Origin of the sequence: Sphingomonas sp. CFBP8993 (assembly GCF_034044895.1) — a bacterium.
Classification (GTDB): domain Bacteria; phylum Pseudomonadota; class Alphaproteobacteria; order Sphingomonadales; family Sphingomonadaceae; genus Sphingomonas.
In genome coordinates this window covers 274,971-297,394 of the sequence record NZ_JAXCWU010000005.1, presented here as the reverse complement: position 1 = coordinate 297,394, position 22,424 = coordinate 274,971, and the positions used below count along the sequence as shown (strand labels likewise).

Sequence of the window (22,424 nt, the reverse complement as noted above, 5' to 3'; positions counted from 1 at the left end):
TCAGCCTGAACGGAGGTGGAGGTCGTGTTCGCGCGGAGACGCGGAGGGGAAGCCCCCGACCGACAGGCCATCCCATCATCGACGGTGCGGCACAGGCGAACGCCGAATGGACACCCAAGGCCGACGCCCATCCGAATCTCTCCGCGCCCCCGCGCGAACAAAAGGCCGCGCATCCAAGGTTCTCGGTTCAAGCCCCGCCTTCGATAGGGTACAAGGCCCCCGTGACGCTTGCCCTGATCCTGTCCGCCATCGCCATGACGCTGATCGTCGGTGTCCGCTATCTGTTGGCGTCGGGGGCGTTTGCGCTGGCGACGCGGGCGCGGCATCCGAACCTGTATGCCGGGCTCGATCCGCAGATCCGACGCGAGATCTGGTGGAGCCTGGCCTCCGCCGCGATCTACGGCGTGCCCGCCGGGATCGTCGCCTGGGGCTGGCAGAATCGCGGGTGGACGCGGATCTACGCCGATGCCCATGCCTGGCCGCTCTGGTATCTGCCGGTGTCGGTGCTGCTCTATCTCTTTGCGCACGACACCTGGTTCTACTGGACGCATCGCTGGATGCACCGCCCGGCCGTCTTCAAGGCCGCGCATGCCGTCCACCATGCCAGCCGCCCTCCGACCGCCTGGGCCGCGATGGCGTTTCATCCGATCGAGGCGGTGACCGGCGCTGTGGTAATTCCGCTACTCGTCTTTCTGATTCCGATTCACATCGGCGCGCTCGGCTTGGTCCTGACGATCATGACCGTTATGGGCGTGACCAACCATATGGGATGGGAAATCTTTCCCCGTTTCATGTGGCAGGGGCGCCTGGGGGGGTGGCTCATCACCGCCAGCCACCACCAACGGCATCATGAGCAATATGGGTGCAATTATGGACTCTATTTCCGTTTCTGGGACCGAGTGTGTGGAACGGACCGGGGCCTTGGCGACTTCGCGCGTGCCCATGCGCAGGCCGCGCGGCGTGGCGCTGCTGCTGGCCGCCCTGCCCCTGACCGCCTTCCCGCTGATCGGCGCGGCACCGGTCAGCCGACTGGACATCGGGATTGACCAGCTTCGCTCGACCAAGGGGCTGATCCGCCTCTGCCTGACCGCCGATCCGGACAATTTCCCCGCCTGTGTCGACGATGCCCGCGCCCTGACCCGCACGGTGCCCGCCGGACAGCGCGGCCTGCACCTCGACGGGTTGCCGCATGGCAATTATGCCGCAGCGGTCATCCATGACGAGAACAGCAACGCCAAGCTCGACACGCTGGCTGGCATCCCCCGCGAAGGTTTCGGTTTTTCGCGCAATCCGGTGATCCGCTTCGGCCCGCCGCGCTTTGCCGCAGCGCGCTTCACGCTCGATTCTGTGGCCGAAACACAACAGATCAAAATGCGTTACATCTTCTAGGCTTCGGCGCCGGAGCGAAATCGTTACCGTGGCGTTGCATTTCGGATAATCCATTCAGGGAGTTTTCCGTCTTGCGCCTTTTCCCGCGCGTTTACGCCCCGCTGATCGCCATGGGCGCGCTTTCCCTGTCGGTGCCTGCCATGGCGCAGGACACATCCGTCCCCACCAGCCCGGCCGCGGCCGAAATGACGGGCCAGCTGGGCAAGAACACCATCACGGTCGGTCTGGCGGCGGCCTATCTGCCGGATTACGAAGGGTCGAACGACTATCAGTTCACCCCCGCCCCCGCCGCGCTCGCCTATATCGACGGGCATACCATCACCTATATCGGCAACCGCCTGTCGGTGGACCTGATCGGCGACAAGGCCAATCGCGACTGGGATATCCAGGCGGGACCGATCGGCGTCGTGAACCTGGACCGCACCGCCCCCTCGCAGATCGACGACAGCCGCGTTCGCGCGCTGGGCAAGATCGGCGCGGCGGTCGAGCTCGGCGGCTATGTCGGCATCGGTAAGATCGGCGTCGTCACCAGCCCCTATGACCGCCTGTCCGTCTCGCTCAGCTATCGCCATGACGTGACCGGCGTGCATGACAGCGGCATCTGGCAGCCATCGGTCAATTATTTCACGCCGCTGTCGACCAAGGCGGCGGTCGGGCTGTTCGCCACCGCCGAGCGGGTCGGGCGTGGTTATGCCCGTCGTTATTACTCGATCACCCCCGATCAGAGCGCGGCGAGCGGCCTGCCCGTCTATAATGCGCGCGGAGGGTGGAAGGACTGGTCGATCGGCGGCCTCGCCACCTATTCGATCACGGGCAACCTGCTGAAGGGTTGGAAGGTCGTCGGCGGCCTGACCTATGGCCGGGTGGTCGGCGATTTCGGCGACAGCCCGATCGTGTCGCAGGCCGGATCGCGCAGCCAGTGGCTGAGCGCCCTGGGCCTAGCCTATACGTTCTAAGTATCCGGAAAGGCTCCGGCAGAGCGGTATATCCACCGCTTCGTATTCTCCCCTCCCGCAAGCGGGAGGGGTTGGGGGAGGGCATGGGGTCTCACCGAGCCTCTCGCCTGTGGCTTTCCCTCCCCCATCCCCTCCCGCCTGCGGGAGGGGCGTGCTTGAGGTGAGGTGCTGCCCCCCTTCCAACCTGTCGCAGTCGGAGAAACCGTAAGCCTACGGGCATTCCCCCGGCTGGGTCACCGGCGCGCCGCCCATATACCATTGGCTGTGGTCGCCCATCGTCTCGCGGTCGTGATAGCAGACCCGCGCCTTGGACGATTTCAGGTTGATCTCGACCATCCAGTTGTTGTCCGAACAGTCATGCGGGGTGCAGCCATGCGCGCCGATCGCCTCTTCGCCGCGGCGGAAGATCGGCACCGTCACCGCGCCGCGCGACATGATCCGCTTCACCAGTTGCTGGTCGCCCACCGCGTCGTGCAGCGCGCTTGCCACTTCGGTGCGGTCGAAGAAGGTCACGCCGTCCACCGCGTCGCCGGGATAATGGCCGATATAGGCGGTCAGCGGGTTGACCTGCGCCACGCCGGGCATCGGTGTCGGCCGTGCGGTGCCGGGCGGGGTGAAGTTGCCAGGCGCGACATCCGAATCGGAATCCCCGCCACCGCCGCCACACGCCGACAGCGCGAGGAGGGCCAAGGGGGCAAGGAAGGCGAAACGGCGCATTGCACTCTCCTGGGACAGTCTTGTCACGGAACGCTTCGACGTCATGGCCGGTTGCCAGCTCCATGACCCGTCCGCCCGATCATGATGCCGCGCTCGCCCGCTTTGTCGAGGCGCAAACGTCCATTTATTCCAACGCGATCGCCGAATTGCGACGCGGACGGAAGCAGAGCCACTGGATGTGGTTCCTGTTCCCGCAGATCGCCGGGCTGGGCCGCAGCCCGACCGCGCAATTCTACGCGATCCGCGATGCGGCGGAGGCGCGCGCCTATCTGGCGCATCCGCTCCTCGGCCCGCGCCTGCACGACGCATTGGACGTGGCCATCGCGGCACCGGGGTCGGCGGAGGCGATCTTCGGCGCGATCGACGCGATGAAGCTGCGCTCCTCGCTGACCCTGTTCGCCGCCGTGGCCGCCGATCCGGCGCCGTTCCGCGCCGGGCTCGACCGGTTCTTCGACGGACAGGCCGACAATGCCACGCTGGCCAGGCTCGACCGACCGGGCGGCGACGCCCCGCACGGTCGAGCCCCTGGCGCGGTTACTTCTTGATCGTGACCGGGCCCGGGCCGGTGACGCTGGCCGACTGGTCGGCGGTCAGCACGATCGACCACTGGGTCGTATCGTCGCAGACGGCGTTCCAGGTCGGATTGCCGTTGGTCGGTGCAGCCTCCTGCATGGCGGTGATCGACTGGCAGCTCGCCCCCGACGGCCCGGCATCGCGGATCGCGCGGAACAGCGTGCCGCGACGCTGGCCCTCGGGCAGGGCGCGGATCTTGGCGCCCAGCGTGTCGGCGCTCATTTCGGTGCCGTTGGCCGTCGCGGTCGCCGCGGCATTGTTGGCGGGTTCGCTCGACGAGCCGCATGCCGCCAGCGGCAGGGCCGCGGCCAAGACGGCCATGGCGATCGTGGAACGCTGCATGATCCTGTTCCTCCAGATAGGCGGCCGCCGGAATGGCGACCATATCGGTTGCATAACGATTATGACCGACGCCGGTTGCGCCAGTCGACCACCAACGGCAAGACAATCCGCATGAGTGACATCCGCTTGCACGAAAGCTGGCTCGAGCCCCTGCGGTCCGAGTTCGACGAGCCCTATATGCAGGCGCTCAAGACCTTCCTGGCCGAGGAACGCGCCAGCGGCCAGCGCGTCTTCCCCCGCCCCACCGAGTGGTTTCGCGCGCTGGACCTGACCCCGCTGGACCAGGTGCGCGTCGTGATCCTGGGGCAGGACCCCTATCATGGCGAGGGTCAGGCGCATGGCCTAGCCTTTTCGGTTCAGCCCGGCGTGCGGCCGCCGCCCAGCCTAGTCAACATCTACAAGGAAATGGCGACCGACCTGGGGCTGACCCCGCCCGCCCACGGGCTGCTCGACCATTGGGCGCGGCAGGGGGTGCTGCTGCTCAACTCGGTGCTGACCGTGCGCATGGGACAGGCCGCGTCGCATCAGGGGCGCGGGTGGGAGCGCTTCACCGACGCCGTGATCCGCGCCGTCGCCGCCAGGCCCGAGCCGGTCGTCTTCATCCTGTGGGGCGCCTATGCCCAGAAGAAGGCGGGTTTCGTGCGCGAGATGGGCGCGGGGCGGCACTGCGTCCTGACCTCCGTCCACCCCTCGCCCCTGTCGGCGCGGGGCGGCTTCTTCGGATCGAAACCCTTTTCCAGGGCCAACGCCTTTCTGGTCGAGCATGGCCGCGAAGCGATCGACTGGGCGTTGCCGCCGCTGTCCTGAATTGCATCTGTAATCACACTGGCATCATTTCGGCCGAGCGCGCATAGCGCCGCCATTCCCCTATCGGACAAGGAAGACGCGCAATGGCCGACGACGAATATGTGTATGACGAAGCGACCGGCGAATGGATCAGCGCCGCCGACGCCGCCGCAAAGGGCGGGACGGCTAGCGACGACGACGCGGTCGTGGTGCGGGACTCGGTCGGCAACGTCCTGAGCGACGGGGATCAGGTGACGCTGATCAAGGACCTGACCGTCAAGGGCGCAGGCCAGACGTTGAAGCGCGGCACCCTGATCAAGTCCATCCGCCTGACCGGCGACGCGCAGGAAATCGACTGCAAGTTCGACGGGATCAAGGGGTTGGTGCTGAGGGCGGAGTTCGTGCGGAAGCGGTGAGGTTGACGTTCGGCATAGCGTAGGAGAGCATGGCCCCATGCAGGCAGTCTCCTATGACGAAGCGGCCGAAAATCTGGAGGCGATGATCGACAAGGTCGTCGCCGACCGCGCGCCCATGGCGATCACCCGCCAGCGGGGTGAAGGGGCCGTGCTGATCTCGGCCAGCGAATGGGCGTCGATCGAAGAGACGCTGTACCTGCTGCAATCGCCCAAGAACGCCGAACGCCTGCTGGACGCGGTGCGCGGGTTCGAGGCGGGCGACGAAGGCGTGCCCTTTCCGTGAGAGTGGCCTTCTGGCCAACGGCGTGGGACGATTATCGCCATTGGCAGGACCATGACGCCAAGCTCTGCGACAAACTCAATGCCCTGATCGAGGAATGCCGTCGTCACCCGTTCAAGGGGACCGGCAAGCCCGAACCGCTGGGCGGCAACCTGTCAGGCTGGTGGTCGCGCCGGATCAGCCATGAACATCGACTGGTGTACCGGGTGGCGGGCAGCGGCGACGAGCAGGTGCTGCAAGTGGCGCAGTGTCGGTATCATTACTGATAAGCCACAATCTTGCCAATTACTTAGATATTGTGCCACGGTACTTGCATGAATGGCAATGCTCAAAATTCCGATGCTCCACCGACGCAGGAGCTATGGGATATATACATCGACGAAAGCAGCCAAACAAAGAACCGCTATCTGGTGCTTGGCGCAATTTTGCTACCAGCTATGTCTGTTACGCCATCTGACATGACTCTTTCGGTTGCACGTTTGCCCGAGTTGCCACACGGCGAAATCAAATGGGGCAAAGTTTCGAAGGCGAAATTTGCAGCGTACCAACGCTACGTTGATTGCTTTTTTGATGACCCTGCTCTCTCCGCTGCCAAGTTCCACAGCCTAATTGTCGACACAACTCAACTTAATCATAAAAGATTCAATAGTGGATCTCGAGAAATTGGATTCAACAAAGAGCTTTATAACCTTGCCACCAAATGCGCGAGATTACAAAAAAGCGGCCTCTTTCACCTCTATCCAGATTACCGAGACACAAATCAGCGGCCAGATGATTTGAAGAATATTTTAAACCATGGTCGCCATAAGAAGGGTGATAATCGCGACTGGCCATTCAGGCGCTGCCAATTTCGCGATTCATCAAAGACGCCCCTTCTCCAACTGGTTGATTTACTATTGGGCGCACTCGCATACGGCATAAATAAGCATTACGAACAGGAAAACGCCTCACCGCATAAGCTCGAACTAGCAAGGTACATTCTGCGCCGAGCGGGGATCAGAGATCTACATCAAGATACATCTATAGATGGGAAATATACCATCTGGCATCGCAAGCTGCGGCAAGCGTCCCCCGAAGTTAGATCATAAACTGATCACCGCTAGAGCGCGGCTCCTTTCACCTTTGGTGGAAGGCCTACCTTCGGGGGAGTTCTTCAGGTTATATACGAATTTTCTTGACTCCGTCAATGCGACATATGCTGACCTGAGTTAAATTCCGAATCACTCCGCCGGAAGGTAAACCTCCCCACCCTTCTCGCGGAATTTCTCGCTCATTTGCTGCATCCCCGCCTCGGCATCCTCTGCTGCGACGAAGGTTTCGACCGGCGCGTTCTGCTTCGCGGCAAATTCCCGAACCTCCTGCGTGATCTTCATCGAGCAGAATTTCGGGCCGCACATCGAACAGAAATGCGCGGTCTTGGCGCCCTCCGCCGGGAGCGTCTGGTCGTGGTAGGATTCCGCCGTGTCGGGGTCGAGCGACAGGTTGAACTGGTCGCGCCAGCGGAACTCGAAGCGGGCGCGGCTCAGCGCGTCGTCGCGCATCTTGGCGGCCGGATGCCCCTTGGCCAGGTCGGCGGCGTGGGCGGCCAGCTTGTAGGTCACCACGCCGACCTTCACGTCGTCGCGGTCGGGCAGGCCCAGATGCTCCTTGGGCGTGACGTAGCAGAGCATCGCCGTGCCGTACCAGCCGATCATCGCGGCACCGATGCCGCTGGTGATATGGTCGTATCCCGGCGCGATATCGGTGGTCAGCGGCCCGAGGGTGTAGAAGGGCGCCTCGCCGCACGCCTCCAGCTGCTTTTCCATATTCTGCTTGATCTTGTGCATCGGCACATGGCCGGGGCCCTCGATCATCACCTGTACGTCCTGCTCCCAGGCGCGCTTGGTCAGTTCGCCCAGCGTGTACAGCTCGGCGAACTGCGCCTCGTCATTGGCGTCGGCGATTGCGCCGGGGCGCAGGCCGTCGCCCAGCGAATAGGCGATGTCATAGGCCTTCATGATCTCGGTGATCTCGTCGAAGCGTTCGTAGAGGAACGACTCCTTGTGATGCGCCAGGCACCATTTCGCCATGATCGATCCGCCGCGCGACACGATGCCGGTGACGCGCTTGGCGGTCATCGGGATATAGGGCAGGCGGACGCCGGCATGGATGGTGAAATAGTCGACGCCCTGCTCGGCCTGTTCGATCAGCGTGTCGCGGAAGATCTCCCAGGTCAGTTCCTCGGCGATGCCGCCGACCTTTTCCAGCGCCTGATAGATGGGGACGGTGCCGATCGGCACGGGCGAGTTGCGGATGATCCATTCGCGCGTGTCGTGGATGTTGCGCCCCGTCGACAGGTCCATGACCGTGTCCGCACCCCAGCGGATCGACCAGACCAGCTTGTCGACCTCGGACGCCACGTTGCTGGCGACCGCCGAATTGCCGATATTGGCGTTGATCTTGACCAGGAAGTTGCGGCCGATCGCCATCGGCTCGGATTCGGGGTGGTTGATGTTGTTGGGAATGATCGCCCGGCCGCGCGCCACTTCGTCGCGGACGAATTCGGGCGTCACGTAGTCGGGGATTTCCGCGCCGAAGCTCTCACCGTCGCGGACATATTCGCGGAGCATCTCGCGGCCCAGATTCTCGCGGGTTGCGACATATTCCATCTCGGGCGTGATGATGCCTCGGCGGGCATAGTGCATCTGGCTGACGTTCGTGCCCGCACGCGCGCGCAGCGGCCGGTTCAGCCCGGTGCGCGGGAATTGCGGCACGCCGCCCGACCGGTCGGGGCCGAGCTGACCATTGTCCTCGGGACGGAGTTCGCGGCCGTCATAGGCCTCGACATCGCCGCGCCCCTCGATCCAGTCGCGGCGGATCTGCGGCAGGCCCGCCATGATGTCGATACGCGCGGTCGGATCGGTATAGGGACCGCTGGTGTCGTACACGCGCAGCGGCGGCTCGCCAGATGACGGGTCGAGATGGATTTCACGCATCGCGACGCCCAGCGGGCCGACATGAATCTTCTTGGAACCACGAATGGGGCCGGTGGTCACGCCAATCTCGGCCTTTGCGGGGATATCTGCCATAGTCCACTCCATGCGGAGGAAACGGACCATGAGAGATGGGGCCGCTCCCTCCCTACGCCGGTGTCAGCCGGATCAGGTTCAGCGGGTCAGGGGCTCTTGCCCCCCTCTCAAGCGCAGGCCAGCGCTCCCCCGGGGATGCCACCGTCATAATCGAGTTCGCGGCGGATAAGAAGGGGTTTTGCGGTCATCCTGTCCGCTCCGCCCCGGACAAGAAGAACCCCGACCGGTCAGGGGACTGGAAACCGATCGGGGCAAGGGCCCCTTGGGAGGAATAGGGCTCGGGGCCTGCATCGGGTCGGTGGGCCTGCCCTTCCCTCTTGGGAAAAGGAAAAGCCCACCGCCCATGTCGCCCCGTATCAGCCGCTGGCGGCGCTGGTGCGCACGTTGCCGTTCAGGCCGTTGGGGAAGAAGCCGCCGCCGGTCACCGCCGCCTTGTTCAGATACACGACGTTCAGCACCTGCTGCGGCGTGCGGACAAAGGCGATCGCGTTGGAATCGGCGGGGACGATGTTGGCCGTCTGGGTGCCGTTCACCGTCGCCACGATGCCCTGGTCGAGATCGGTCGACCCGTCCAGGCTGTCGCGCGCGTCGGAGATCTGGCCCGCCGCGGTGATCAGCGACGCATTGCTCAGCCCCTTGCGATACAGGACCGAGCGGACCAGGCCCGCATGATAGGCCTCGGCCGCATGGATGCCCGCCGCCGCCTCGATGAAGGTCTTGTTGGTCAGCAGGGCAACGCCGCCCATATAGGCGGTCACCCCGACGTCCTCGAAGATATAGGCCGCGAGCAGGAAGTTCTCGTCCGAGGCATAAGGGTCGAAGGTGCCGGTCGACGACACGACACCGGCCGCGCGGGCCGCCGCCGTGAAGGCGCCGTTGGCATCGCCCGACAGGTTCAGCGCGGGCTGCGCCACCGCTGACGATCCCAGCGCGCTGCGCAGGAAGTTGACGTGCGCAATCTCGTCATAGGCGATCTCACGCGCATATTGCGCGACGATCGGATCCTGGAACGCGACCTGGCGCGGCTGTCCGCTGGTGCTGGTCACGACGGCGCCCTGCGTGCCGACACCGCTCTGCAGCGCGCTGTTGATACCCGTGCCGAAGGCGGCATAGCTGTAGAACTGCGCTTCGAGATATTCGAGCTGAAGCGCGAAGTTCAGCACGTCGGCATCGGTGACCGATCCGGTCGCGGCGGCAGTCGGCGTCGGGGTCGGCACGACGATGACATTGTCGTCGTCGTTGTTACAGGCACCCAGCATGGCCAGGCCACCCACGGCCCCCGCACCGGCGGCCATGCGCATGAAACGGCGGCGATCGGACCGGCGCTTGGCCGAGGCCTCTTCGATCACATCGAGAATGAAGCGTTCTTCGCTCATGATGAAAATCCTCTCCAGAGGAGGAAAAAGGGGATCAGTTCGCCGCGCTGGCGCGCACGTTGCCGTTGACGCCGGCGGGGAAGAACCCACCCAGCGTGACGGACGCACGGTTCAGATAGACGATGTTGAGGACCTGGCCCGGCGTGCGGCTGTACGCGATGCCATTGGTATCGAGCGGCACGATGTTGGACACCAGCTGGCCGTTGATCGTCTGGGCGGCGATGCCCTGATCGAGGTCGCTCGTGCCGTCCAGGCTGTCGCGCGCGTCGGAAATCTGCCCGGCGGCGGTGATCAGCGCAGGCGTCTGCATTCCCTTGGCATAGAGCGCACCGCGCACCATCGCGGCATGATATGCCTCGACCGCCAGGATACCGGCGGCGGCCTGGAGGAAGGTCTTGTTGCTGATCAGCGGCGAGGCGCCCTTGTAGGCGGTCACGCCGACATCCTCGAAGATATAGGCGCCGAGAAGGAAATTCTCGTCCGAGGCATAAGGGTCGAAGGTGCCGGTGGACGACACGACCCCGGCCGCACGCGCCGCCGCCGTGAAGGCGCCATCGGCATCGCCGGAGATGTTGATCGCGGGCTGCGCGACCGCCGCCGTGCCGAGCGCGGTGCGCAGGAAGGCGACATGCGCCGCCTCGTCCGCTGCGATCTCCTGGGCGTACCGGGCGACGACCGGATCGGTGAAGTTCACCTTGCGACCGCCGGTCACCGCGCCTTGCGTACCCGTACCGGTCAGCTGGCTTGAGGCGAGCCCCGTGCCGTTGGCCGCGAAGGCATAGAATTGCGCTTCGAGATATTCGAGGTTCAGCGCGAAGTTCAGGACATCGGCGTCGGTTACGGTCGATTGGGCCCCGGCCTTGCTGGCCAGGGTGAAGGCGGTGACGCCTGCCGCCGCCGCTCCCATCGCTGTCTTGAAGAAATCCCGCCGCTGGTTGCGGCGCTCAACTCGCGCATCCAAGGCGTCGAGCAGCTGTTCGCTTTCAGTCATCATGCTCCTCCCGGTCAGGAACCATGAAGAGTTATCCGTCGTTTCGTAACCGACTTACAAACTCTTCACAGGGCGAAGCACAAGGTCTGTTTTTAAGAAGCCTTGGCCCAGCCAGCTTCTCGAACGTCCAAAATTTCAAAAAGACGCCTAAATTTAATCAAAATTACTTTTGGTTTATTTCGGTAAGCCAGAACGGTCATGGCGCGGGACGAACCGATTGCGCTTCGGCCAGATAGACCGAGAACAGCTGATCCGGGTCCGTCCAGTCCATGATCGGGGTCCAGCCCCCGGCGCGCAGCAGGATCTTGGCGTCGCGCGGGCCGTATTTGTGGCTGTTCTCCGTATGGATCGTCTCGCCGGTGGACATGGCGAAGGGGCGCCCCTCGATGGTGAAGGCGACATCCTCCTCGGCGGCCAGATGCATCTCGATCCGCGAGCGATCATCATTCCACACCGCCTTGTGGCGGAACGCCTCGACCGGGATGGTGCCGTCGAGCTCGCGATTGATCCGGTCGAGCAGGTTGCGGTTGAACGCCGCCGTCACCCCTTGCGCATCGTCATAAGCCGGGACCAGCACGTCACTCGGCTTGGTCCGGTCCATGCCGATCAGCAGCATCGCCCCCTCGCCCAGCGAGCCGCGCATGGCGCGCAACAGATCGGTTGCCATGGCGGGCGTCATGTTACCGATGGTCGAGCCGGGGAAGAAGCCCAGCTTGGGCGCGTCGGCGACCATCGCGGGCAGCGCGAGCGGGCGCATGAAGTCGCCCTCCAGCGGGTGGATCGGCAGGTCCGGGAACGCCTGTTGAAGGTTGCGCGAGGATTCCCGCAGGAAGTCGCCCGAAATGTCTATCGGCACATAGGCCGACGGCGCGACACAGCGCAGCAGCACCGGCGTCTTGGTCGACGATCCCGAACCGAACTCGACGACAGCACGGCCGGTGCCGACATGCGCGATCAGGTCGGGGCACATGGTCTTCAGGATCGCCGTCTCGGTCCGGGTCGGATAATATTCGGGCAGGTCGGTGATCGCCTCGAACAGCTCCGACCCCTTGCGGTCGTAGAACCAGCGCGCGGGGATGGCACGCGGACGACGCTCCAGCCCGGCAAGGACGTCGGCGCGGAAGGCGGGGTCGGCCAGCGACATCTGGCCGTCCTCGATCTCGGGCTTCAGCATGATTACAGGTCCTTTGCCAGGCGAACGCCGGTGAATTGCCAGCGCTGATGGGGATAGAAGAAGTTGCGGTAAGAGGCGCGGGCATGGCCGCGCGGCGTGGCGCAGCTGCCGCCGCGCAGCACGAACTGCCCGTTCATGAACTTGCCATTATATTCGCCGACCGCGCCCTCGACGGGGTGGAAGCCGGGATAGGGACGGTATGCGCTGCCGGTCCATTCCCAGACATCGCCGAAAAAGGCCGGGCCGCCGGGTGACGGACGCGGCTCGATCGCACCCGCACCGTCGAGCTGGTTGCCGCCCGCCGCGTCATGCGCGGCCGCTGCGGCTTCCCACTCGGACTCGGTCGGCAGGCGCGCACCAGCCCAGGCGGCATAGGCATCCGCCTCGTAGAAGCTGACATGGGTGACCGGCGCGGCGGGGTCGATCGCGCGGCGTCCGTCCAGCCCGAACCGGGTCCAGCCGCCGTCGCGCTCTTCCCAATAGAGCGGGGCGGCAATCCCCTCTGCCTTGACCCAGGCCCAGCCATCCGACAGCCACAGACGCGGATCGCGATAGCCGCCATCCTCGATGAACCGGATCCATTCGGCATTGGTGACGGTACGATCGGCGATGGCGTGCGGGTGGAGCAGCGCCTGATGACGCGGCCCCTCGCAATCGAAGGCGAAGCCTTTGCCGGCATGGCCGACCTCGACGATCCCGGACCGCCCCTCGATCCAGCCGATCGGACCGGGCATCGCCACCGGCGTCTTCGCCTCAGGGTTGAAGAGCGCGGGCTCGAGCGGATTTTCGGAAAACAGGTGCAGGATGTCGGTGACGAACAGTTCCTGATGCTGCTCCTCGTGATGGCATCCCAGCGCCACCAGCTCGCGCGCTTCGTGCGGCAGGTCGGGCAACGCCGCCAGCATCGCCGCATCGACATGGGCGCGATAGGCACGCACCTCGTCCAGCGTCGGGCGGGTGATCATGCCGCGACGGTGGCGCGCATGGCGCTTGCCCTCCGCCTCGTAATAGCTGTTGAACAGGAACGGAAAACGCGGATCGTGCAGCGCATAACCCGCGACATGGTCGCGCAGCACGAAGGTTTCGAAGAACCAGGTGGTGTGCGCCATATGCCACTTGGCGGGCGAGGCATCCGGCATCGACTGGATGGTGGCATCCGCGTCGGACAGCGGCGCGGTTAGGGCGAGGGTCAGCCCGCGCACCGCCTGATAGCGGGATGACAGAGAATCGGCAGGTATCGGGATCGCCGCAGAGGACGGAAAAAGGGTCGGCATTGGGCGCTCCCCGGAATAATGGGGAGCCCGGTCGGCCCTTTACCGTACCACGCGCGCCCCTCCTGGAACCCAAAGAACGTCCGATGCGCCGCTTTGGTTCATCGCACGCGCCGCGACAAATAACCAATCTGACAAACGGTTCAGATAGGCGAGCGCGGGCGGGTTGATCGGCTCCTGCTCCGCCAGGCCGACGGCGGCGCGTTCGGCGCGGCGTGCAATGGCACGCGCCAGGTGCAGATGCGCCGAGGCCGCGCTGCCGCCCGGCAGGATGAAGCTGGTCAGCGGCGACAGCGCGGCATTCATCGCGTCGATCTCCGCCTCCAGCCGCGCGACCTGTTCGGGGATGATGCGAAGCGCACCCTCGATCTCGCCGGGTGTCGCCAAGTCTGCACCGAGGTCGAACAGGTCGTTCTGGATCATGGTCAGTTGCGCGGCCAGCGGCCCTTCCACCGACAGCAGCGCCACGCCGATCGCGCTGTTCGCCTCGTCCACCTCGCCGATCGCGACCATGCGGGGCTCGGCCTTGGACCGGCGCGATCCATCGACCAGCCCGGTCGTGCCCTCGTCCCCGGTGCGGGTATAAATCTTCGTCAGCTTGACCACGGGATCAGGTCCGCCCGGCCATGAACAGCAACAGCACGACGACGGTGATCGCCAGCGCCTGGAAGAAGATGCGCTGCTGCATCATCCGGTTGGACTTCAGCTGCGACGCGGTCGGCCCCTCCCCCTTCGCCTCGGCGGTCGCCTCCTGCAGGAACGAGATGATGCCGCGCACCAGCGCGACCAGGGTGGCGAGCATCGCCGCGATCAGCAGGATCACGAGAAAAGTGGTCATGCGCCCGAGCTTACGCCTCCCCCAGCCGAAATCCAGCAGGAAGCATATTGCGCCGCAGCGCGTCGGCCAGCGCGCGACCGTCCTGCCCGCCCTCCCGCATCGCCGCCAGCGCGGGCGCTCCGTGGCGCTTGGCCAGACGCTTGCCGTTCGCGCCGACGATCAGCGGATGATGATGGTAAAGCGGCGTCGGCAGGCCCAGCAGCGCCTGAAGCAGGCGGTGGACATGCGTCGCCTCGAACAGGTCGACGCCGCGCACCACGTCGGTCACCCCCTGCGCCGCATCGTCGACCGTCACTGCCAGGTGATAGCTGGCGGGCGCGTCCTTGCGTGCCAGGATCACGTCGCCATGCGAGAGCGGATCGGCGACCACCTGCCCCACGCGTTCGTCAGCCCAGCCCAGCGGCCCGGCGCGGTCGACCGCGCGGGCCATGTCGAGCCGCCAGCCATGCGGCTCACCCATCCGCGCGGCGCGGGCCTCGGGCGAGAGGCGGCGGCACGTCCCCGGATAGAGCGGCGTCGGCCCGTGCGGCGCGGACAGGCTGGCCGCAATCTCGGCACGGGTGCAGAAACAGGGATAGATAAGGTCGGCCAGCCGCTCTTGCGTCGCCGCATAGAGGTCCAGCCGTTCGGACTGGAAGGACAGGTCGTCCCATGCCAGCCCCAGCCATTCCAGGTCGCGCAGGATCGCCTCGACATGCTCGGGCCGGCTGCGCGTGCCGTCGATATCCTCGATCCGCAGCAGGAAGCGCCCGCCCTCGGCCCGCGCCAGATCATGCGCGCGCACGGCGGACAGCGCATGGCCAAGATGCAGCCGCCCCGTGGGGCTGGGCGCGAAACGGGTTGTGCACGGCGCTCCACTCATCGCCCGCCCTCTTGACCGCGATTCACATCCCATGTTCTCATAGCGTCCAGTGTCATAGCCATGTCACGCGCCTGCGCGAATAGCGTCGGCGTACCACGAAGGGAGGAGCTGTGTTTCATCCCGACCTGATCCGACACCCGGACAGTTGTCCGGCTCTCGTGCTGAACGCCGATTACACGCCGCTGTCCTATTATCCGCTGTCGGTCTGGCCCTGGCAGACCGCGGTGAAGGCGGTGTTCCTCGACCGGGTGGATATCGTCGCGCATTATGAACGCGAGGTGCGCAGCCCGACCGCGAAGGTCAAGCTGCCCTCGGTCATCGCGCTCAAGCAGTTCGTGAAGCCGTCGCAATTCCCGGCCTTCACCCGATTCAACCTGTTCCTGCGCGACCGGTTCTCCTGCCAATATTGCGGATCGCACCGCGACCTGACCTTCGATCACGTGATCCCACGCGCACAGGGCGGGCGGACGACCTGGGAAAATGTCGTCACCGCCTGTTCGCCGTGCAACCTGAAAAAGGGCGGCCGCACGCCCCGCCAGGCCGCGATGCCGCTGCATGTCGAGCCGATCCGCCCGACGAACTGGCATTTACAGGAACATGGCCGCAGCTTCCCGCCCAATTATCTGCATGAAACATGGCACGACTGGTTGTACTGGGACGTTGAGCTGGAAGCGTAACGAAGCCGGGAGTGTCGAATGCGTGGATGGGCCAGGGGCCTTGGAGTCGCCGGGGCGATGGCCGTGATGGCCTCGACCGCCGCCTGCGGCAAGAAAGAGGAAAAGCGGGCCGAGGCCGATCAGGCGGCGGCCAAGGCGGGTTTCGTGCCGCCATCGGTCACCAGCCGCATCGACTTTGGCAGCATGATGGCGCGCCGCTTCCGCGAACTGGACCGTGACGGCAACGACGTGATCACCGTCGAGGAAATGCCCAGGGCCAATTCGCGCCTGTGGGAGCTGGACCGCAACAAGGACGGCGAGATCACCGAGAGCGAGTTCTTCGAGGGGATGCTGGCCCGCTTCGACCGCATGGACCTGAATCGCGACGGCACGGTGACATCGGAAGAACGCGAAGCCTCGCGCACTGAACGCCCCGCCACGCCGAACAACCCGGTCGGGACGGGGGCAGGCACGGCCGCCCCGGGGAATGCGAGCTGAGGCAGGCGGCTCACCAGTGATCGGCCTTGGGCAAGGCGTGCTTCGATCGGTCGGCATCATCGCGACGCGCCGGTTCGATCGCCAGCACCAGGCGGGGGTCGCCGATCGCTGGTGAACGGTGGAGGATCACCGGCGGGTCGAGCAGCGCCCGCCCCTTGAACACGCCCACCGCCCCGGTCGGCACTTCACAGATCGCATCCGGTCCGTCGACGCAGCACCACTGAATTCCGGGCCCGACATAGGTGCATGTCAGTCCGAATGTCGTCCGTTCGGCTTGAAATACCCCAGGTACGTCGCCTTCGACCACCGTGAGCCGGACCCGCAGGCGGTCTTCGCCGGTCACGGCGGCGTGACGCCGGACGAGACGGTCCATATCGGCGCAGAGCAAGGCATGGGCAGCCCCCCGATATCCGGCGGCCCGCAGGGGAGCCTTCAACGATCCGTGCAGATCGACCTCCACTGACAGGTCGTCGAGGCCGCGCAGGTCGAGACGGGCCAGTGCCGTCCGAAACGGCTCGGGCATCCGGCGCCACCAAATGGCCAGGGCGGCATCGGGCCGGGCGATATGGTCGAGCAGGGCGCTGTCGCAGCCCATGGCGATCCGTCGCTCCATTCCGATGGCCGTCATCCGATGCATCGACCGGATGGCGCAGGGCGGCGATATACGGCCGAGCCTGCAAAAGGAAGATCGCGCGACATCTGAAACCTGTCGTCCGTGTTGGGCCGGGATGGTGGCCTGCGGCAGCGGAGCGGGAAAACCACCCACTGGCTGCCGCAGGCCGGGGATCAGGGCTGATAGGGCAGCGACGATTGGTGCAGGACGATTCGCAGCGCCCCATCATCGCATTGCTTGAACACGAAGCTCTTGTTCACGAAGATATGGCTGTCGTCGTCACCGATGAAGTGGACGTTGCACTGCACGATCGCCAGGTCGCCGTGCAGGACATAGTCCAGCTTGCTGTACCAGACCTTCACCCAGGGCTTCAGCTTGAACCCCTTGTCGTCGGGAAACTTCTCGTTCCCGCCGACGAAATAGGACAGGGCACCCTCCTTCGTGGGCCGGAAGGTATTCGCGCCGAAGGTCAGGGTCGGTTTGAACAGCACCTTGCCATGGTCGTAATCATAATTGTCACTGAGAATCCGCGACGCGAAGGCACGCACATCGCCACCCTCGGCATGAACCTTGCCGACCGCGACCACATTGTCGCACCAGGTCTGTAGTGCCTTATGTACCATTTCGTCGGTGAACATCGTGCCGTCCTTTTATGAATAGCCATGATGCCGTTGCGGCGCTGAAGCGCCCCCCTCGGGGTCGGCATACGGAAATCCGATATGCCAGTTATGATATTACATTACATATATGTCGTGTAAGAAATTTTTGCTGCTGCATGGCGCTGGCTAAGGCCCACGCAATTTACGATTGTCCAAAGCCGGTAATGTTATACCAAAATTGCCTTCCGCAATCGGTTGACGCGCGACCTATTGCGTTGCAGCAATAGCGCCCATGACGACGCTACCCCCCATCGCCAACAATGCCGATATCCGCTTTCTGGGCGCACAGCTCGGCGATGTGATCCGCCGTTATGGGGGCGATGCGCTGTTCGAGGCGACCGAGGCCATTCGCCGCGCCTCCGTCGATCGCTATCGCGGACTGGGCGACGACGCGGCGGTCGACCTGCAACTGGAAAAGCTGGCGCTCGACGAGACCCTGGATTTCGTGCGCGGCTTCATGCTGTTCTCGATGCTCGCCAATCTGGCCGAGGATCGCCAGGGCATCGCGCGCGAACCCGCCGCCGACATCGCCGATGTGCTGGAGACGCTGGCCGGACAGGGCATCGACCGCGACGCCGCGATGGAGCTGTTGTCCCAGGCGCTGGTCGTGCCCGTGCTGACCGCCCACCCGACCGAGGTGCGGCGCAAGAGCATGATCGACCACCGCAACCGCATCGCCGAGCTGCTGGCGATGCGCGACGCGGGCCGAACCGTGACGCCCGATGGCGACGATGTGGAGGCGGCGATCGGCCGCCAGATCGCGCTGCTGTGGCAGACGCGCGTGCTGCGGCGCGAGCGGCTGTACGTCACCGACGAGGTGGAGACGGCGCTCTCCTACCTGCGCGACGTGTTCCTGCCGGTGCTGCCCGCCCTCTACCAGCGTTGGGACAAGGCGTTCGGCGCGCGTGTGCCCGCCTTTCTGCGCCCTGGTTCGTGGATCGGCGGCGACCGCGACGGCAATCCCTTCGTCACCGCCGACTCGTTGACCACCGCGCTCGCCCAGGCCGCCGATGCGGTCCTGACCCATTATTGCCAGGCGATCCATGCGCTGGGTGCGGAACTGTCCATCTCGACCGAACATGCCGAGGTCGACGAAGCGGTCCGCGCGCTGGCGGACGCGAGCGGCGACGAGGCGCTGAGCCGCGCCGACGAACCCTATCGCCGCGCGCTGTCGGGCATCTATGCGCGCCTCGCCGCGACGCATGAAAAGCTGACCGGCAAGGCCGCGCTTCGCCCCGGCAAGCTGACCGGCGAGCCCTATCCGGATCCCAAGGCCCTGCGCTCCGATCTGGTCGCGATCGCGCGCGGGCTGGCGGCGCGCGGCGACGGCGCGCTGGCAAGCGGCGGCGCGCTGGGGCGGCTGATCCGCGCGGTCGAGACGTTCGGCTTCCACCTCGCCACGCTCGACCTGCGGCAGAATTCGGCGGTGCATGAGCGCGTCGTCGCCGAACTGCTGAAGGTGGCGGGTGTCGAGGCGGACTATCTGGCACTGGACGAGGACGCGCGCGTCGCGCTGCTTCGCCGCGAACTCGCCAATGCCCGGCCGCTGTTCAGCCATTATGCCGATTATTCGGACGAGACCCGCTCCGAACTGGCGATCGTCCAGGCCGCCGCCGATGCCCATGCCAAATATGGGCCCAAGTGCATCACCAACTACATCGTCTCCATGGGCAAGTCGGTGTCCGACCTGCTCGAAATCAACCTGATGCTGAAGGAATTCGGCCTTTATCGCCCCGGCGAGCCCGCCACCGCCGCGATTATGGCGGTGCCGCTGTTCGAGACGATCGAGGATCTGGAAGCCGGCCCCGAGATCATGCGCGCCTATTTCGGCTTGCCCGAAATCGCTGCGATCATCCGCGCACGGGGCCATCAGGAGGTGATGATCGGCTATTCGGACTCGAACAAGGATGGCGGCTACCTGACCTCCACCTGGTCGCTGTCCAAGGCGTCGAGCGCGTTCCGCCCGGTCTTCGACGATGCGGGCGTGCGGATGCAGCTGTTCCACGGGCGCGGCGGCGCGGTGGGGCGCGGCGGCGGCAGTGCCTTCGCCGCCATCCGCGCGCAGCCGCATGCCACGGTGCAGGGCCGAATCCGCATCACCGAACAGGGCGAGGTGATCGCGGGCAAATATGGCACGCGCGACTCGGCGCTCGGCAATCTGGAGGCGATGGCGTCGGCCACATTGCTCGCCAGCCTGGAGCCGGACCGGCTGTCGGAGGCCGACAATGCGCGCTTCACCGCCGCGATGGAGCAGTTGTCGGCGACCGCCTTCACCACCTATCGCGGCCTCGTCTATGGCACCGAGGGCTTTCGCACCTTCTTCCGCCAGATGACCCCGATCGCCGAGATTGCGGGCCTGAAGATCGGCAGCCGCCCGGCCAGCCGCAAGAAGTCCGACGCCATCGAAGACCTGCGCGCCATCCCCTGGGTGTTCAGCTGGGCACAGGCGCGTGTCATGCTGCCGGGATGGTTCGGTGTCGGCGCGGCGATTGCCGCGTTCGAGGACAAGGCGCTGCTCGCCGAGATGGCGAAGGAGTGGCCCTTCTTCGCCGCGACGCTGGCGAATATGGAGATGGTGCTGGCCAAGTCGGATATCGGGATCGCGCGCCGCTATGCCGGGCTGGTCGAGGATGAAGGCCTGCGCGAGGCGATCTTCGGGCGCATCCATGACGGCTGGCACCGCGCGCGCGACGGGCTGCTGACCGTGACCGGGCAGACGCGGCTGCTGTCCGACAATCCGGCGCTGGAGGAGTCGATCCGCCTGCGCCTGCCCTATATCGAGCCGCTCAACCTGCTCCAGATCGAACTGATGAAGCGCCACCGCATGGGCGAGGACGATCCGCGCATCGGCGAGGGCATATTGCTGTCGATCAACGGCATCGCGACGGCGCTGCGGAACAGCGGGTAACATGGCCGATTTCGTCGTTCAGTACGAAGGCGGGCTGCGCTGCCACGTGACGCATCCCGGCAATGGCGCGGTGCTGGTCATGGATGCCTCGCAAGAGCTGGGCGGCCGGGGCGAGCATTTCTCGCCTAGCGACCTGCTGTCGGCGTCGCTGGGCGGTTGCGTGCTGAGCATCATGGCGATGGCCGGGCGGGTCGCCGGACTGGAACTGGCGGGGGCGACCGCGACCGTTACCAAGGAAATGGGCAACGCCCCGCGCCGGATCACGATGCTGGGCGTGACGGTCCGGGTGCCGGGGCGATATGATGCGGGCCAGCGCAAACGGCTGGAAGCGGCGGCGGCCGCCTGTCCGGTGCACGCGGTGCTGGGGATCGACTCGCCGATCGAGATCGTCTGGGACGACATGAGCTGAGATCCTCTCCGGTACGGGGAGGATTGAGTCTTACCGCCTTACCTGCCGCGATTCTTCTGTCGTAAACCCCTCGACCATCGCGCGGAAGGTCGCCTCCGCCACGTCCGGCTCCACCCCTTCGCGTGCCGCCTTTTCCCGGATGCGGGTCAGGATCTGGTGGATTCGCGCTTCGTCCCGGACGCTCGCGGCCGAAGTCTTGAACCGCCCGGCCTGCGCGACATAGCGCGACCGCTCGGCCATCAGGCGAAGAATCTGGTCGTCGATCCGGTCGATGTTCGTCCGCACCTCGCCCAGGGTACAACAACATGAGGTGGCTTGCCCCTGCGCAGAAACAGGCACGGGCAGCAGCGCGGCGAGAAGCAGGGCGCAAGACGGCAACAGGCGCATCCGGTATCTCCGGCAGGGGCTATTCGGGCCCGATACGGCCACATTTCCGCCTCGGCCAGTGACATCGCCGTCACTATCCGGCGCGGTCGCGCTCCGCCTGGTCCATCACCGCCGCCATCGCCCGGTCGCCCGGCATTTCCGACGCCGCGAGGCCATCGATCACGCCGCGCCGGTTCGGCTCAGGGTGATGCTGGGCGATCTTCCACACCCCCTCCAACCGGGCGACATGCAGGGTCAGGCCGACGATGCCGCGCTGCAGGCCCTGGATGAAGTCGGCCGGTGCGTCATCCATCGACCAGGGGCTGGCCTGCCCGGCTTCCTTCACCTGTGTCAGTCGCGCCAGATGGGCCGCCAGCCAGTCGGGATCATGCGTGACCGACAGCGCGCCCTGCGCCTGCACCACGACGTAATTCCAGGTCGGCACGACCTTTCCATGATCGCGCTTGGTCGGATACCAGCCGGGATGGACATAGGCATGCGGTCCCTGAAAGATCGCCAGCGCCGCCGTGCCGCCCTCGGCCAGCCGCCACAGCGGATTGGCCCGCGCGACATGTCCCTCCAGCACCAGCGCCTCGCCCTCGCGCGTCGCGATCATCGGCAGCGACACCGCCTCGGGCATCCCATCCCGCACCACGACCAGCGAGGCGAGGCCGATCTCCGCCACCGCCGCCAGCAACACATGCTCGCGTGTCTCGCGGAAAGCACGCGGCGGATAACTCATACCAGCGCCAATGCCCGCTCGCCACGCTCATGCGCGAGCAGCCATTGCTTCACCGCCAGCCCGCCCGCAAAGCCGGTCAGCGTCCCGTTCGCACCGATGACCCGGTGGCAGGGCGTGACGATCGACAGGGGATTGCGGCCGTTCGCCGCGCCCACCGCGCGCGATGCCCCCGGCCGCCCGATCGCGGTGGCGAGCGCGGCGTAGCTGCGCGTCTCGCCATAAGGGATGGCGTTCAGGCCGGTCCACACGCGCCTCTGAAAGTCCGTGCCGACGGGGTCGAGCGGCAGGTCGAAGTCCCGCCGCCGCCCCTCGAAATACTCGGTCAGTTGGCGCACCGCCGCCGCCAGGATCGCGTTCGCGGGATCATCCCGCCGTTCGGGCAAAGGCACCCGCCCTACCCGCTCCTCTGCCCACAGGATGGCGCGCAATCCCGCATCGCTTGCCACGAGGGTCAGTTCGCCCACCGGCGAGGCCATGGTGCATTCGCTCAACATCCGGCGAACATAGCGCAGGCCTGCACGGGATGCGTCCCGC

Annotated in this window: 28 protein-coding genes and 1 riboswitch; of the genes, 13 read left to right on the top strand and 15 right to left on the bottom strand. The window is 65.5% G+C overall.

The features are described 5' to 3' along the window. Positions 1 to 254 precede the first annotated feature (254 nt). The 3 genes from SOM26_RS12515 to SOM26_RS12505 all read left to right on the top strand — a co-directional run bounded on the left by SOM26_RS12515 (position 255) and on the right by SOM26_RS12505 (position 2,345). A complete protein-coding gene (locus SOM26_RS12515) occupies positions 255 to 1,046 on the top strand; it encodes a sterol desaturase family protein (RefSeq protein ID WP_320453185.1) in 792 nt (263 codons plus the stop codon). Continuing rightward, the gene (locus tag SOM26_RS12510; protein WP_414712056.1) at positions 961 to 1,389 is read left to right on the top strand and encodes a DUF2141 domain-containing protein; all 429 of its coding nucleotides are present in this window, start codon (positions 961 to 963) and stop codon (positions 1,387 to 1,389) included. Before SOM26_RS12515 ends, SOM26_RS12510 begins: the two co-directional genes overlap by 86 nt. A 71-nt stretch (positions 1,390 to 1,460) precedes the next feature. Beyond that, a complete protein-coding gene (locus SOM26_RS12505; RefSeq protein WP_320453052.1) occupies positions 1,461 to 2,345 on the top strand; it encodes a MipA/OmpV family protein in 885 nt (294 codons plus the stop codon). Positions 2,346 to 2,555: 210 nt separating this feature from the next. On the opposite strand, the gene SOM26_RS12500 is transcribed toward SOM26_RS12505, so the two are convergent. Beyond that, positions 2,556 to 3,062, bottom strand: a complete 507-nt coding sequence (locus SOM26_RS12500; protein WP_320453051.1) for an Ivy family c-type lysozyme inhibitor — start codon at positions 3,060 to 3,062, stop codon at positions 2,556 to 2,558. 62 nt (positions 3,063 to 3,124) lie between these two features. Between SOM26_RS12500 and SOM26_RS12495 the strand changes: the two genes are divergently transcribed. Next, positions 3,125 to 3,607, top strand: a complete 483-nt coding sequence (locus tag SOM26_RS12495) for a DUF1810 domain-containing protein (RefSeq protein ID WP_320453050.1) — start codon at positions 3,125 to 3,127, stop codon at positions 3,605 to 3,607. Here SOM26_RS12495 and SOM26_RS12490 read toward each other — a convergent pair. Next, positions 3,597 to 3,977: a hypothetical protein gene (locus SOM26_RS12490; protein ID WP_320453049.1), complete on the bottom strand. Its 381-nt coding sequence runs from the start codon at positions 3,975 to 3,977 to the stop codon at positions 3,597 to 3,599. The two genes, SOM26_RS12495 and SOM26_RS12490, sit on opposite strands and share 11 nt — an antisense overlap. Before the next feature lie 111 nt (positions 3,978 to 4,088). On the opposite strand from SOM26_RS12490, the gene ung reads away from it, so the two are divergent. From ung to SOM26_RS12465, 5 genes are all read left to right on the top strand, one after another. Beyond that, on the top strand, positions 4,089 to 4,784 hold the full coding sequence (gene ung / locus SOM26_RS12485) for a uracil-DNA glycosylase (RefSeq protein ID WP_320453048.1): 696 nt from the start codon (positions 4,089 to 4,091) through the stop codon (positions 4,782 to 4,784). A gap of 83 nt (positions 4,785 to 4,867) precedes the next feature. Continuing rightward, a complete protein-coding gene (locus tag SOM26_RS12480; RefSeq protein WP_320453047.1) occupies positions 4,868 to 5,179 on the top strand; it encodes an alkylphosphonate utilization protein in 312 nt (103 codons plus the stop codon). Positions 5,180 to 5,216: 37 nt separating this feature from the next. Further along, a complete protein-coding gene (locus SOM26_RS12475) occupies positions 5,217 to 5,462 on the top strand; it encodes a type II toxin-antitoxin system Phd/YefM family antitoxin (protein WP_320453046.1) in 246 nt (81 codons plus the stop codon). 2 nt (positions 5,463 to 5,464) lie between these two features. Further along, positions 5,465 to 5,725 carry a Txe/YoeB family addiction module toxin gene (locus SOM26_RS12470; RefSeq protein WP_320453045.1) on the top strand — a complete coding sequence of 87 codons (261 nt, stop codon included), beginning with the start codon at positions 5,465 to 5,467 and terminating at the stop codon, positions 5,723 to 5,725. Positions 5,726 to 5,773: 48 nt separating this feature from the next. After that, positions 5,774 to 6,547, top strand: coding sequence for a DUF3800 domain-containing protein (locus tag SOM26_RS12465; RefSeq protein WP_320453044.1), 774 nt, complete (start codon positions 5,774 to 5,776; stop codon positions 6,545 to 6,547). A 132-nt stretch (positions 6,548 to 6,679) separates the two neighbouring features. On the opposite strand, the gene thiC is transcribed toward SOM26_RS12465, so the two are convergent. The 8 genes from thiC to gluQRS form a co-directional block, all read right to left on the bottom strand. Then, positions 6,680 to 8,527, bottom strand: a complete 1,848-nt coding sequence (thiC, locus tag SOM26_RS12460) for a phosphomethylpyrimidine synthase ThiC (RefSeq protein ID WP_320453043.1) — start codon at positions 8,525 to 8,527, stop codon at positions 6,680 to 6,682. A 45-nt stretch (positions 8,528 to 8,572) separates the two neighbouring features. Then, a riboswitch (TPP riboswitch) is annotated at positions 8,573 to 8,663 on the bottom strand. A 220-nt stretch (positions 8,664 to 8,883) separates the two neighbouring features. Then, complete coding sequence (locus tag SOM26_RS12455) at positions 8,884 to 9,903, bottom strand: ferritin-like domain-containing protein (RefSeq protein ID WP_320453042.1); 1,020 nt, start codon at positions 9,901 to 9,903, stop codon at positions 8,884 to 8,886. A gap of 34 nt (positions 9,904 to 9,937) precedes the next feature. After that, positions 9,938 to 10,894, bottom strand: coding sequence for a ferritin-like domain-containing protein (locus tag SOM26_RS12450; RefSeq protein WP_320453184.1), 957 nt, complete (start codon positions 10,892 to 10,894; stop codon positions 9,938 to 9,940). A gap of 196 nt (positions 10,895 to 11,090) precedes the next feature. Beyond that, a complete protein-coding gene (gene egtD / locus SOM26_RS12445) occupies positions 11,091 to 12,068 on the bottom strand; it encodes an L-histidine N(alpha)-methyltransferase (protein WP_320453041.1) in 978 nt (325 codons plus the stop codon). A gap of 2 nt (positions 12,069 to 12,070) precedes the next feature. Continuing rightward, complete coding sequence (gene egtB, locus SOM26_RS12440) at positions 12,071 to 13,342, bottom strand: ergothioneine biosynthesis protein EgtB (RefSeq protein WP_320453040.1); 1,272 nt, start codon at positions 13,340 to 13,342, stop codon at positions 12,071 to 12,073. A gap of 39 nt (positions 13,343 to 13,381) precedes the next feature. Continuing rightward, positions 13,382 to 13,945, bottom strand: coding sequence for a cob(I)yrinic acid a,c-diamide adenosyltransferase (locus tag SOM26_RS12435; protein WP_320453039.1), 564 nt, complete (start codon positions 13,943 to 13,945; stop codon positions 13,382 to 13,384). A 4-nt stretch (positions 13,946 to 13,949) separates the two neighbouring features. Then, positions 13,950 to 14,177, bottom strand: coding sequence for a twin transmembrane helix small protein (locus SOM26_RS12430; RefSeq protein ID WP_058733595.1), 228 nt, complete (start codon positions 14,175 to 14,177; stop codon positions 13,950 to 13,952). A gap of 10 nt (positions 14,178 to 14,187) precedes the next feature. Beyond that, complete coding sequence (gluQRS, locus tag SOM26_RS12425) at positions 14,188 to 15,039, bottom strand: tRNA glutamyl-Q(34) synthetase GluQRS (protein WP_320453038.1); 852 nt, start codon at positions 15,037 to 15,039, stop codon at positions 14,188 to 14,190. 110 nt (positions 15,040 to 15,149) lie between these two features. Between gluQRS and SOM26_RS12420 the strand changes: the two genes are divergently transcribed. Next, positions 15,150 to 15,716 (top strand): HNH endonuclease, encoded by a 567-nt coding sequence (locus SOM26_RS12420; RefSeq protein WP_183952556.1) that lies wholly within the window; start codon positions 15,150 to 15,152, stop codon positions 15,714 to 15,716. Between the two features lie 57 nt (positions 15,717 to 15,773). Further along, positions 15,774 to 16,193 (top strand): EF-hand domain-containing protein, encoded by a 420-nt coding sequence (locus tag SOM26_RS12415; protein ID WP_320453037.1) that lies wholly within the window; start codon positions 15,774 to 15,776, stop codon positions 16,191 to 16,193. Positions 16,194 to 16,203: 10 nt separating this feature from the next. Here the strand turns inward: SOM26_RS12415 and SOM26_RS12410 are convergent, their stop codons facing one another. Together SOM26_RS12410 and SOM26_RS12405 are read right to left on the bottom strand one after the other, a co-directional pair. Continuing rightward, positions 16,204 to 16,821, bottom strand: a complete 618-nt coding sequence (locus SOM26_RS12410; protein WP_320453036.1) for a DUF1826 domain-containing protein — start codon at positions 16,819 to 16,821, stop codon at positions 16,204 to 16,206. Positions 16,822 to 16,979: 158 nt separating this feature from the next. Then, positions 16,980 to 17,444: a metal-independent carbonic anhydrase family protein gene (locus SOM26_RS12405; protein WP_320453035.1), complete on the bottom strand. Its 465-nt coding sequence runs from the start codon at positions 17,442 to 17,444 to the stop codon at positions 16,980 to 16,982. Between the two features lie 253 nt (positions 17,445 to 17,697). Here SOM26_RS12405 and ppc point away from each other — a divergent pair, with 253 nt between their 5' ends. Both ppc and SOM26_RS12395 read left to right on the top strand, forming a co-directional pair. Further along, positions 17,698 to 20,373 (top strand): phosphoenolpyruvate carboxylase, encoded by a 2,676-nt coding sequence (gene ppc / locus SOM26_RS12400; protein ID WP_320453034.1) that lies wholly within the window; start codon positions 17,698 to 17,700, stop codon positions 20,371 to 20,373. 1 nt (position 20,374) lies between these two features. Further along, positions 20,375 to 20,782: an OsmC family protein gene (locus tag SOM26_RS12395; RefSeq protein WP_320453033.1), complete on the top strand. Its 408-nt coding sequence runs from the start codon at positions 20,375 to 20,377 to the stop codon at positions 20,780 to 20,782. A gap of 30 nt (positions 20,783 to 20,812) precedes the next feature. On the opposite strand, the gene SOM26_RS12390 is transcribed toward SOM26_RS12395, so the two are convergent. From SOM26_RS12390 to SOM26_RS12380, 3 genes are all read right to left on the bottom strand, one after another. Further along, positions 20,813 to 21,160, bottom strand: a complete 348-nt coding sequence (locus SOM26_RS12390; protein WP_320453032.1) for a chorismate mutase — start codon at positions 21,158 to 21,160, stop codon at positions 20,813 to 20,815. Between the two features lie 82 nt (positions 21,161 to 21,242). After that, entirely contained in the window at positions 21,243 to 21,890 is a 648-nt protein-coding gene (locus tag SOM26_RS12385; RefSeq protein WP_320453031.1) for an FMN-binding negative transcriptional regulator, read from the bottom strand. Continuing rightward, positions 21,887 to 22,384 carry a methylated-DNA--[protein]-cysteine S-methyltransferase gene (locus SOM26_RS12380; protein ID WP_320453030.1) on the bottom strand — a complete coding sequence of 166 codons (498 nt, stop codon included), beginning with the start codon at positions 22,382 to 22,384 and terminating at the stop codon, positions 21,887 to 21,889. The genes SOM26_RS12385 and SOM26_RS12380 overlap by 4 nt, the downstream gene beginning before the upstream one ends. Positions 22,385 to 22,424 lie beyond the last annotated feature (40 nt).